11 protein-coding genes are annotated in these 11,100 nt (G+C 47.3%); 9 read left to right on the forward strand and 2 right to left on the reverse strand.

The window, feature by feature from the left end; translation table 11 throughout:
* The first annotated feature begins 519 nt into the window (after positions 1–519).
* The 5 genes from Q0R35_RS18710 (at position 520) to Q0R35_RS18730 (ending at position 6,085) form a co-directional block, all read left to right on the forward strand.
* A complete protein-coding gene (locus Q0R35_RS18710) occupies positions 520–825 on the forward strand; it encodes a hypothetical protein (protein WP_295622080.1) in 306 nt (101 codons plus the stop codon).
* A gap of 278 nt (positions 826–1,103) precedes the next feature.
* The gene (locus Q0R35_RS18715) at positions 1,104–1,478 is read left to right on the forward strand and encodes a hypothetical protein (protein WP_295622081.1); all 375 of its coding nucleotides are present in this window, start codon (positions 1,104–1,106) and stop codon (positions 1,476–1,478) included.
* Positions 1,479–1,544: 66 nt separating this feature from the next.
* Positions 1,545–1,862 (forward strand): hypothetical protein, encoded by a 318-nt coding sequence (locus Q0R35_RS18720; protein ID WP_295622082.1) that lies wholly within the window; start codon positions 1,545–1,547, stop codon positions 1,860–1,862.
* Positions 1,863–1,953: 91 nt separating this feature from the next.
* Positions 1,954–4,098 carry a peptidase domain-containing ABC transporter gene (locus Q0R35_RS18725; RefSeq protein ID WP_295622083.1) on the forward strand — a complete coding sequence of 715 codons (2,145 nt, stop codon included), beginning with the start codon at positions 1,954–1,956 and terminating at the stop codon, positions 4,096–4,098.
* A 316-nt stretch (positions 4,099–4,414) separates the two neighbouring features.
* The gene (locus tag Q0R35_RS18730) at positions 4,415–6,085 is read left to right on the forward strand and encodes an HlyD family efflux transporter periplasmic adaptor subunit (protein WP_295622084.1); all 1,671 of its coding nucleotides are present in this window, start codon (positions 4,415–4,417) and stop codon (positions 6,083–6,085) included.
* Between the two features lie 123 nt (positions 6,086–6,208).
* Here Q0R35_RS18730 and Q0R35_RS18735 read toward each other — a convergent pair whose 3' ends face one another.
* Positions 6,209–7,579 (reverse strand): hypothetical protein, encoded by a 1,371-nt coding sequence (locus tag Q0R35_RS18735; protein ID WP_295622086.1) that lies wholly within the window; start codon positions 7,577–7,579, stop codon positions 6,209–6,211.
* A 192-nt stretch (positions 7,580–7,771) separates the two neighbouring features.
* Between Q0R35_RS18735 and egtB the strand changes: the two genes are divergently transcribed.
* The 4 genes from egtB (at position 7,772) to Q0R35_RS18755 (ending at position 10,502) form a co-directional block, all read left to right on the forward strand.
* Entirely contained in the window at positions 7,772–9,025 is a 1,254-nt protein-coding gene (gene egtB, locus Q0R35_RS18740; protein ID WP_295622087.1) for an ergothioneine biosynthesis protein EgtB, read from the forward strand.
* A 169-nt stretch (positions 9,026–9,194) separates the two neighbouring features.
* Complete coding sequence (locus Q0R35_RS18745) at positions 9,195–9,557, forward strand: type II toxin-antitoxin system RelE/ParE family toxin (protein ID WP_295622088.1); 363 nt, start codon at positions 9,195–9,197, stop codon at positions 9,555–9,557.
* Entirely contained in the window at positions 9,538–9,900 is a 363-nt protein-coding gene (locus Q0R35_RS18750) for a helix-turn-helix domain-containing protein (protein WP_295622089.1), read from the forward strand. Before Q0R35_RS18745 ends, Q0R35_RS18750 begins: the two co-directional genes overlap by 20 nt.
* Before the next feature lie 146 nt (positions 9,901–10,046).
* Entirely contained in the window at positions 10,047–10,502 is a 456-nt protein-coding gene (locus tag Q0R35_RS18755; RefSeq protein ID WP_295622090.1) for a hypothetical protein, read from the forward strand.
* A 29-nt stretch (positions 10,503–10,531) separates the two neighbouring features.
* Here Q0R35_RS18755 and miaA read toward each other — a convergent pair.
* The coding region (miaA, locus tag Q0R35_RS18760) for a tRNA (adenosine(37)-N6)-dimethylallyltransferase MiaA (RefSeq protein WP_295622092.1) at positions 10,532–11,100 on the reverse strand (569 nt) is incomplete at its 5' end.

An 11,100-nucleotide genomic window follows, 5' to 3' on the forward strand; every position in this document is an offset into this window, starting at 1 on the left:
GGTTTTAATAAAATTGTTATCGATCAAACATCTCGCGATTCTTGGCTGAAAACTCCCCAAGGCTGGCGACTAAAACAAAGCAAAATATTAACCAGTCAAACCACCTTTAATGGTAAAACTTTTAAGGGATAGGGGTTAGGCTTTAGCGAAAAGTGCGGTCTTGGGGTTTCCCCGTCTTGTCAGCGACGCACACAACCGGGAGGTTCCCTCCCGGTCGATGCGTCGCTGACTCACCTCTTTTGACGGGGAAAATAACCAAAGGTGAGTCGCCAGTAAAACACCTTTTCAAGACAGTGGCTGGATTTTGGAACGCTCCCAATCTCCCAATCTCCCAATCGCCCAGTCTCCCACACTCTTTACTCCTTACTCTCATCTCCCTATGCCAAATGCGATCTATCGACGGTGAATGTATTCGCAATCGGCATTTACGCTCTCATTTCCGAATTGTAATATATAGGAGATCGAAGATTGATTTATCAATCTTGGAATCGACCTTTTAATAATCTTTTGGAGTTTCTCATGAATACTAATTTTGGGATCGAATTGTCCGATGAGTCTGCTCAAAGTGTTAGTGGTGGATATTATTTTGGATCTTCTTCCAATACAAATGTCAATGCCAACATTTACGAAAACTTAAACATCAAAAAATATTTCGAGTCGAAGACTAATGTCTACGGCAACTTTGCTGGTGCTGAGGCAGAAGCTACCGCATCTGGTCCTAATACCGCAACACAGGGTATCTCTTATACTAACGTTGTTAAGGGATATGGATCTACTTCAAACGCGACCTCCCTTTCCGCAACTAACGGTTACCGCTGGTCGTAATCTTACATCTAGTATTAGATGCAAGATTGCTAGTGAAGTAGGGTAAAGGGTAAAGGAACGCACTCGTAATCCGTTCTTTACCCTTTATCAAGTAATTAAAATCTAGCAATAAGTGCCTAAAGGTATGAAAGTTTTTAAAGATAGGCGCGATGGCTATCTCTGTTGAATATCTGCCTTTAAAACGAACTTATTACTTATTCCTAAATAGACCCTTTTTTCGATCGATAGACAAGTTAAGGGAGTTGCCAGCCAGCAAAGTGTAGGATCGATTTATTCTTATGAAAAACGTTGATGTAAGCCTTCGAGAGTGTACTTTAGACAGGTTTTTTGGTGTCGAGGTATCAGATCTGATGGCTTCGTCCGTAGTCGGCGGGGCACTGGCGGGAGCGACAGCTAATGCTTCTGCCTTTGGCAATCAGAGTTTGGCTTGGACGAATACAAAAACTACCGCAAAACAGTTTGGCAATGGCGGCTCTATTTCGATGGGATGGGGAACAGCCGTAGCCAGCGGGTACAATCCGTCGGCAAATGTGAGTGTTTTCGGTACAGGAAATTCGGTGCTAGCATACTCGACAACCACGGCTTCCTCGACAGGGCAGAACACCAATCTGGCGGTGTCAACAGGATTTGTCATCGCCGTTGACTATTATTAATCGATATCTTCTAGAGGAATTATGCCAACTCTAAAAATTATTAATTCGAGCTACCAATCCAAGTGTATGGATAACTTGCTAGTGGTTGAGATCGACGATCTGGCGGCATCGACGATTGGTGGGGGAGCCTCCGCCGGAGTTGTCGCCACGGCGATGGTATTTGATGATTCAACTGCGTGGACGATTACCAGCAGTAAATCGACTGCTGAAGGCATGGAACTATCGATCGAGATCGGGGCAACTCCGGCGGTCGCTGAAGCTAGTTATCGTTTCAATGTTGGAGACAAGTCGATCGAATATCCGCTGAGTCATTTTTTCAAACAAAAATTTGACGGTCGCCAAGGTATTTATTATTGCCATCGATCGTTATTGAACAGGCTTTAGGCTTTAGTAGGAAGATTGTTAGTCCACAATCTCCCCGTCTCCTCGTCTTCTCGTCTCCTTGTTTCGCAAGAAGTCTATTGACTTACGACCCATGCCCTACCCCTGTATCCTCCAGCATAGTGAAGAAGATTGTGGTGCGGCTTGTCTGGCTACCGTTGCCAAACATTACAAGCGTACCTTTACCCTGACTCGGATTCGCGAAGCCGTGGGAACTGGATCTCGCGGTACCACTCTGCTGGGCTTGCGGCGGGGGGCAGAAGCATTAGGATTTCAGGCGCGTCAATGTCAAGCACCACCCCAACTAATCGAGCAACTTCAAGCAGCCCCGTTACCCTTAATCGTCCACTGGAAAGGCAATCACTGGGTCGTACTCTACCGACAGCGAGGAAAGAAGTATATCATCGCCGATCCAGCCGTCGGGATTCGGCATCTCACCCGGACAGAACTGTTGGCAGGTTGGTCGAATGGGATGATGTTGCTGTTACAGCCAGACGAAACCCGATTTCACGATCGACCCAACGATCGTACCACAGGGTTCGGGCGATTTTTGCTGCGAGTTTTGCCGTATAAGTGGCTGCTACTCCAAGCTCTGTTAATTAATATCGCGATCGGATTATTGGCGTTGGCAATGCCGATGATGATGCAGTTACTCACCGATGACGTATTGGTACGCGGCGACTTACAACTGCTTTCCACCGTCGCGATCGCTGTTATCGTGATGAATCTATTTCGGAGTATCATCGGACTGATTCAGTCCCAATTAGTCGGGCATTTCGGACAGCGGTTGCAACTGGGTTTGACCCTCGACTATGGCTTCAATCTGCTGCGGTTGCCCCTATCTTACTTCGATGCCCACCGCAGTGGCGAAGTAATTAGCCGCCTGAGCGATGTCCACACCATTAATACCCTCGTCGGACAAATCGTCCTCGGTTTACCCAGTCAATTTTTTATTGCGATCGTCTCATTAGGGCTGATGATTCTGTATAGTTGGCAGCTTACGATTGCCTCCGTTGCCGTCTTCATCCTCGTAACTCTCGTCAACCTGTTATTTCTACCCGCACTGCGTCAAAAAACCCGCCGTTTAATCGTCGAAGGTACCGAGAATCAGGGCTTTTTAGTAGAAACCTTCCGCAGTGCCCTCGTCCTGAAAACCACCCAAGCCACACCGCAAATTTGGGAAGAATACCAGCAAAACTTTGGGCGGCTGGCAAGCCTGAGCTGGGGGACGATGCAACTGGGTTTATATAGCTCCACCTTGACAGGAGTTATTTCTAACTTAACCACAATTGGCTTACTCTGGTTCGGCAGCTACTTGGTGATCGATCGTACCTTGAGTATCGGTCAGTTAATTGCTTTTAATGGCATGAGCGGTAACTTTCTGGGCTTTTTGAGCAGCCTCATCGGGTTACTCGATGAATTTATTACCGCCCAGATCGTCATTCAACGCCTGTCCGAAGTTCTCGATGCCACCCCAGAAGAAGTCGATCCGACAGCCAAACCGTGGGTGTCCATGCCGAATAATGCCGATATCGTCTGCACCCGTGTAGACTTTCACCATACCGGACGAGTCGATCTGCTCCAAGATTTTACCCTGACTATTCCCGGCGGACAAGTTATCGCCCTGATCGGTCGATCGGGCTGCGGCAAAAGCACCCTCGCCAAACTGATCGCTGGATTATATCCCCTCGGCGCGGGGAATATTCGCTACGGTATCTATAACCAGCAAGATCTCTCTCTCGAATGTCTGCGCCAACAGGTCGTATTAGTCTCCCAAGATGCCCAATTTTGGAGTCGATCGATAATTGACAACTTTCACCTGTCCTACCCTCAAGCATCCTTTAGCCACATTGTTAAAGCTTGTCAAATCTCCGGCGCAGACGAATTTATCAGCGAATTACCCAACAAATATCAAACCATCTTAGGTGAATTTGGAGCCAACCTTTCCGGCGGTCAAAAACAACGTTTGGCTCTAGCCAGAGGCATTCTCACCGCACCCCCGATCTTAATCCTCGACGAATCCACAGGCGCACTAGATCCGAGCACCGAAAATCAGGTACTCGATCGCATCTTAGCCAAACGTCAAGACAAAACCACCATCCTCATCAGCCACCGCCCCCGCGTCGTCCTCCGCGCCGATTTAGTCATCTACCTCGATCGCGGCTCGATCGAAATCGTCGGCACCCCCGACGAATTACTACGCATTCCCGGTCGGCATTTGGATTTTTTGAAACCTTAGAGAGATGGGAGGTGGGACAATACGGTTCGGTTAGCTTCGTTTGAGATCTAAATCCCCCAACCCCCTTAAAAAGGGGGCTTTAAAGTCCCCCTTTTTAAGGGGGATTTAGGGGGATTCCCACCTAAGCCGGAGCAATTAGAGCGAGATCTGTTCTTAACCGAACCGTATTGGGAGGTGGGAGATGGGAGATAGGAGATGGGAGTAAAAGTTCTGCCCCCACCACCAACAACCGCAACCCACAAATATCTATCGCCTACCGTCCCGCTTACTACCAACAGCCAACTCAGGGGGATACCCACCCCCACCTATATTAGTCATGGATAATCAAAACTTTTCGTCTGGAGAAATGATTCCTGCCAATATTAACAACAACGGACATCATTTAGTCACCATTGCCCCAGAGATTAGCTCAGATCTTAGCAGCGCGATTGGGCAAAGCCCACACTTCGCGAACGAGCCAGAAACCTCCCCAGACATCAGCAGTGCGATCGTCCCCTTCACCAAAACATCAGGTGCGATCGTCCAGTTAAATACCTCCGAAGAATATTTACCCGCGATCGGACGAGGAGTAAGCGCGATCGGGTTATTTCTAGTAGCTAGCTTTGGCGCAGCTATCGCCCTGAGCGGGATCTTAAAATATAAAATTACCATCCAAGCCCCCGCCACCATCCGTCCGGTGGGCGAACTCCGGCTGGTACAATCGACGATCGAAGGTTCCATATTAAGCATCGCCGTGCGCGAAAATCAAACCGTCCGCGCAGGCGATCCGATCGCCACCGTTAAAGATTTCCGGCTAGAAAGCAAACTCCAAACCAAACGCCGCCAACTAGTCGGAGATATTCAAAAAGCCAAATACCAAATTAGCGCGCTCGACTCCCAAATTAGCGCACTCGATCGTCAGGGCACCGCCGAAATCGAACAAACCGCTCGATCGATCTCCGGCATTCAATCCGAACTTACTCGCGCCGAACGCGATTATCGCGATAAAAACATTACCACCCAAACCGAAGTCGCCGAAGCCCAAGCCAACTGGCGCACCGCCCAGAAAGAGCAACAAGCCGCCGAAGCTGAATTACAAGTCACCGCTGCTAATATCCGATCGGTTCGAGCTGGCTACCAATCTGCCCTCGCCCGATCGCAACGCTACCAAAGTGCCGCTACTGAGGGGGCAATTTCTACCAACCAACTCGAAGAAGCCCAATTAGCCGCCGAACAACAGTCACAATCGATCGCCGCCCAATCAGCCACGCTCGTCAAACAACGGCAGATCGTCGCCCGGATTGCCGAAACAGTCACCGCCACCGCCGCTAGGGTCAAACGCACCCAAACCGCTCTCAATCCCAGCCAATCCGAATCGCAGACGATCGTTCAAAAAATCGCCCGCGAACGTGCCACTGGTAAAGCCGCGATCGCCCGACTCCAACAAGAACGCCAAAAACTGTTCCTGCAACGCAACGAAATCGTCGATCGGATCGCGATTAACGATCGCGAGATCGCCCAAATTGCCACCGAACTCCAACCCACGATCGTCCGCGCTCCAATATCAGGCACCATTCAAGAGCTAAACCTCCGGAATAATTCCCAAGTCGTCCATGCAGGCGATCGGATCGCTCAAATTATGCCCACCGATACCCTTTTAAGTATCAAAGCCTTAGTCGCCATTGCCGATATCGATAACGTCAAAGTTGGGCAAACAGTTCAACTCCGCATCTCGGCATGTCCCTACACCGATTATGGTGTCGGCACGGGCAAAATCAGTGAAGTCGCCGCCGATGTCAAGCCGATCGCTCAAAATGCCGCCCAACAGCCCCAAACTGCTGCTAATGGTGTTTATGAGGTCACCATTAAACCAGACACCCTCACGCTAGATCGCGGCTCCAAAAAATGCCAAATTCGAGCGGGCTTAACCGCCAGAGCGGACATCATTTCTAAGGAAGAAACCATTCTCCATTTTATGCTCTCTAAAGCACGGCTGCTGGTGGAATAGGTGTTAGGTGTTAGCTGTTAGGTGTTAGGGAATAGGGAATAGGGAATAGGAAATAGGCTTTGGAACTGCGTTCTAGGTTTCTCTCTCCTTACTTCTTACTTCTTACTTCTTACTTCTTACTTTCTAAGGTGCCGAACCGTGACAGATGCGATTATCCCACCAGATATTATTGGTGCCCGATCGCGTGCCGTAGCTGGGGGTAATGCCATAACTACTGCCCTGAGCGTGTCCCATTGTGGAGGCGATCGAATTATAGAGCTGATTGAGATTAAAACAGCGCGGATCGCAGTGTCCTTCAGGATCGAAGGTATCGAGGGCGAAGTGGGTGGTGAGTTGGGGGAATTTACCCACAGCTAGAGCCGATCGCAGATATACACCCAAGGTGGAATTATACTGATTGTCCGAGTAGGGGGGATTGGGAAGCGTAGCAATATTGGGGTTGCTCGCACTACAGGTATTCTGATTGCCGCGATCGGAACGGGCACCGACTTGGACGATTTCAGTGGCGACAGTCGATTTTACGCGCGTATTGCGGACGTTAAAATAGTTAGTCAGCGGCGCACAGGCACTGCTCAGGCTGGCTTCTTGCCCTGGGTTGGCTACAGACTTATCGCCGCTGTTATAACGGCTGCAAATCGATTCTACCGACCAGGTAGCGGTGGTATAAATGCGTCCGCTGGCTGCTGCTAATTTGCCTGTGGCTTCTTTTTTTTCTGAGGCAATTTCACCCGCACTCAAGCCCAGATTGGCAAGTGCGGTATCGAGAGCCTGACTGCGGGCATTGCCATTCGTCGCGCGCCACGCCTGTCGTAGCAATTGCTCCCGCACTGGTTTGACTAAGACATCGCTAGCTTTTTCAAATTCTGTCGTCGTCGGGCGGCGCGGTTCGTAAAAATTGGGACGAGCCAACACGGCTGTATTTTCGCGTGGTAAAAAGGCATTAACCCCCAAGCCTAAAGGCCCCCGACCGAGTTGACGTTCGCGCTCTAATGTGCTGGCAGCCATAACAACCGAGGTGTCGTGCAGAATAAACCGAGTATCGCCCAAGCCATTGACACTCGCATTACTACTAATATTGCGACTGCGTAAATATGCCGCAATTCGATCGCGCTCCGTTGGTAATAGTACCCTATTGCTATGATTTGTCGGCGTTTGGGGTGGCAAAGAAGTCGGTACTGGAGTTGTCGGTGTGGGGATGGGAGTAGCAACGGGGGGTGTCGTCGTCCCGCTGGGGAGTGGATTCTTAGGTGCTGGAACGGGAATCGGTAGCGGCGATTCGCTCGGCGTTGGTGTAGCAGTCGGGATGGGGACTGGCGTTGTTGGTGACGGACTCGGTATCGGTTGCGTCAAACCTGGGGATGTAATTCTTTGAGCGATTGCCTTAGGTGGAGCTGCGACCGATCTCAAATTAATTGAAATTGTCGCGACAATCGGTACCAAGAATAATACCAACAGTGTAAAAATACGATGAGAAAGAAAATTAAATCTAGACATACGTTAAGTTGAAAGTAGATAGCTTGCACCGAGATTAGCCCAAGTGTTGACAGTCGATCGCGAGTACTATGTTCCAATCTAGCGATCGTTCGCGATCTTTATCTGAATTTAATATAGTTTAAATTCAATGTTTTCCTAGATTCGATCGCCTAATTTCCACCAATTATCGATACTTTTATTGTCAAAATACTCATGCTGTCTATTACATCTAATCATCCCCACACTCTCCTCAAAAATCGATACCAACAAGTGCGGCAAATTAGCGAACAAATTTGTCAGCCATTAGCCATCGAAGATTATACAATCCAAAGTATGCCCGATGTGAGTCCGCCGAAATGGCATTTGGCGCACACTACCTGGTTCTTTGAAACCTTCGTGTTATTGCCACATTTACCAGACTATACAGTCTTTCATCCCCAATTTGGCTACTTATTCAACTCCTACTACGAAGCCGTCGGCGCACGCCATCCCCGCCACCAACGCGGAATGCTCTCGCGTCCGACAGTAGCCGAAGTTTATCGATATCGTGCTAGTGTCGATCGAGCCATCAATGAATTATTATCTACAAGTCAAGATCCTGCACTCGCCACCCTTATCGATTTAGGACTCCACCACGAACAACAACATCAAGAATTACTGCTGATGGATATCAAGCATATCCTCGCTAGCAATCCCCTTCGCCCAATTTATCGCCACGATTTAGCACCACATCCCGCAACCACAGCGCGTAAAATTGAGTGGTTGAAATATCCTGGCGGACTGTATAGTATCGGTCATGAGGGTAACGAATTTTCCTTCGATAATGAATCCCCCCACCATCAAGTTTATCTGCAAGATTATCAATTAGCCGATCGATTGGTGACAAATAATGAATACTTAGAATTCATGACAGCAGGTGGTTATCAGAACTCTAAATATTGGCTGGCTGAAGGCTGGGCGACCGTCCAGACTCAGCAATGGCACGCGCCCTTGTATTGGGAACAAATCGACGGCCAATGGTGGATAATGACGCTAGGCGGACTCGATCGATTAGACATGTACGCGCCAGTTTGTCATGTCAGTTTTTACGAAGCTGATGCCTATGCAACTTGGCGATGTAAAAGACTGCCGACAGAAGCCGAATGGGAAATTGCAACTGTAAATATCCCCCAACTTGGTAACTTTTTTGACAGCGATTTTTTACATCCCATTCCTGTAAATCATCCCCACTATCAATTTTTTGGCGACGTGTGGGAATGGACGCAAAGTGCTTATTTACCTTATCCAGGTTTCCAAATTGCCGACGGTGCGATCGGGGAATATAATGGTAAATTCATGTGCAATCAAATGGTCTTACGCGGTGGTGCTTGCGTTACTTCCGCCGACCATATTCGCCCTACTTATCGCAACTTTTTTCCGCCTTCAGCACGTTGGCAATTTAGCGGGATTCGGTTAGCAAGTTATTAAAAAGGTTATTTCTTGTCTCAAACTAGCAGTGCAAATTTGTTATTTGTCAATAAGGAGAGCGAATTTCGCTCAAGATGTGCGAATTTGGCAAATTTTTAGTTCTAACCTCAAAGTTTGTACTAAGCTTGGATAAACTTTGTCGATGCCAGATTTAGCATTATAGTTAAAGATGAAACCTATAGAATGGATTGGCAGTTCTTATCGCGATCTCCTGAAAATACCTCCTGACGTTCAAAATGTGATTGGATATGGGTTATACCTAGCTCAGATCGGCGATAAACATGATGATGCAAAACCTTTAAAAGGCTTTAAAGGTTCTGGAGTACTAGAGATTGTCGATGACTTTGATGGAGACACTTATCGAGCGATTTACACGGTACGATTTGAGTTTGCTGTCTATGTACTCCATGTCTTTCAGAAAAAGTCTAAAAGTGGGATTGCAACACCAAAACAAGATATCGACTTAATTGAAAAACGATTTAAAGTAGCAAGCGAACACCATCGAGAGAATTATGACAACAAACCAAGCTAATTCAGATATTGACGACAGTGAAGTCACATCTAGTAGTGGTAATGTCTTTGCAGATCTGGGTTTTGAAAATCCAGAAGAGATGCTGTTGAAAGCTGAACTAGTCAGACAGATTAGTTCAGCAATAAAAGAGCGAGGACTAGATAGATACCAAGCTGCTGAGGTTTTAGGTATAGACCAACCCACGATATCAGAATTATTAAAAGGTCGGTTTATTAGTTATTCTCTAGAATGTTTATTTAAGTATCTTAATGCTCTGGGTAGAGATTTAGAAATAGTAGTAAAATCATCACCAAAATTGGGGGAAAAACCTAGTATTAAAGTAACTGCCGTTCATTCTTCATAAACTTGTCGATCCGATCTTAGAGACGGTTGCCATTCAGCTTTGCGTCTCGTTGGCGTAGCCTCTCGAAGAGAAGAGAACGCAGGTTCTAATGGCACAAGATGTTGCCTTCAGCTAAGATCGGAAAGATTGCTAGTCAGAAATTAATCATGAATGAAAATTCACTCGATCGATCTCCTACCGAAAATCTACTCGATCTCCACTTAGATAAAGATACCTGGATCTATACTTACGGTTCGGCGCAATTACAACAAGTCAGAAGCTTCGGTTATGAATGCGACAAGCGATATCTTCAAGAACGGCTCAAAGCTGAATATCCCGGCTTTAAAATTAATACTGGTTCTAATGCCAATAAGCTAGATTTCCCGCCAATGTATGCCATTCGAGAATCATTAAGATGGACTGATGCTTATATTGCCAAACAATATATTCACGGCGAAGTAGTCGCGATCGATAATTATTTAGGCATCTATCAAATTGTCAAAAAAACTGCCAAACCTTGGTATCTGCTCTATAAAAACATCAATCCTAACCATCCACTTGTTTATTGTATACTTGCAGCAATATGGATGGGTGTCATCTTTTCGGTGGCAATTTGGCTTTAGAACCGAGCTAGTTACGATCGATAAAAATATTAACTTAGATGGGAAAATTGTCTGACTCGATCCCAGACTCGATCGAGTAAAATCGGATCGTTGCTATCGAACCACTCAATTTCGGGAACCGATGCAAACCAAGTCCGCTGGCGTTTGGCAAATTGACGAGTATGGACGATCGTTAGATCGATCGCTTCTGCTAAACTAATTTTACCCTGAATATATTGACGCATTTCGGCATATCCCAACGTATCCAGCAACGGTAAATCCCACCCATATTTAGTCCCCAAATATTTCACCTCAGCCTCCCACCCCAAATCGAGCATCTGTCTAGTACGTTGCTCGATGCGTAGCGTCAAAACAGCCAAACTCTCGCAATCCAAACCAATTTGGAGGATTGGATAACTCGGCGGATATTCTCCCTGCTGGCTAGAAATCGTTTTTCCTGTGGCATAATAAACTTCCAACGCACGAATCGTCCGAATCGCATCATTGGCATGAATTTTGAGCGTTGCTGCGCGATCGAGATGCTGCAAAATCTGGTAACATTGCCCCTGTCCCAGCGCGATTAATTGCGATCGTAAATCCATCTGCGGCGGTACGCGCG

This window comes from Chamaesiphon sp. GL140_3_metabinner_50 (genome assembly GCF_025361915.1).
Classification (GTDB): Bacteria; Cyanobacteriota; Cyanobacteriia; order Cyanobacteriales; family Chamaesiphonaceae; genus Chamaesiphon.

What these genes read in the sequence shown, in the direction of transcription:
- Q0R35_RS18710 (WP_295622080.1), top strand. Translation starts at nt 520, where the DNA reads ATGAATACTAATTTTGGGATCGAATTGTCCGATGAGTCTGCTCAAAGT.
- Q0R35_RS18715 (WP_295622081.1), top strand. Translation starts at nt 1,104, where the DNA reads ATGAAAAACGTTGATGTAAGCCTTCGAGAGTGTACTTTAGACAGGTTT.
- Q0R35_RS18720 (WP_295622082.1), top strand. Translation starts at nt 1,545, where the DNA reads ATGGATAACTTGCTAGTGGTTGAGATCGACGATCTGGCGGCATCGACG.
- Q0R35_RS18725 (WP_295622083.1), top strand. Translation starts at nt 1,954, where the DNA reads ATGCCCTACCCCTGTATCCTCCAGCATAGTGAAGAAGATTGTGGTGCG.
- Q0R35_RS18730 (WP_295622084.1), top strand. Translation starts at nt 4,415, where the DNA reads ATGGATAATCAAAACTTTTCGTCTGGAGAAATGATTCCTGCCAATATT.
- Q0R35_RS18735 (WP_295622086.1), bottom strand. Translation starts at nt 7,579, where the DNA reads ATGTCTAGATTTAATTTTCTTTCTCATCGTATTTTTACACTGTTGGTA.
- egtB (WP_295622087.1), top strand. Translation starts at nt 7,772, where the DNA reads ATGCTGTCTATTACATCTAATCATCCCCACACTCTCCTCAAAAATCGA.
- Q0R35_RS18745 (WP_295622088.1), top strand. Translation starts at nt 9,195, where the DNA reads ATGAAACCTATAGAATGGATTGGCAGTTCTTATCGCGATCTCCTGAAA.
- Q0R35_RS18750 (WP_295622089.1), top strand. Translation starts at nt 9,538, where the DNA reads ATGACAACAAACCAAGCTAATTCAGATATTGACGACAGTGAAGTCACA.
- Q0R35_RS18755 (WP_295622090.1), top strand. Translation starts at nt 10,047, where the DNA reads ATGAATGAAAATTCACTCGATCGATCTCCTACCGAAAATCTACTCGAT.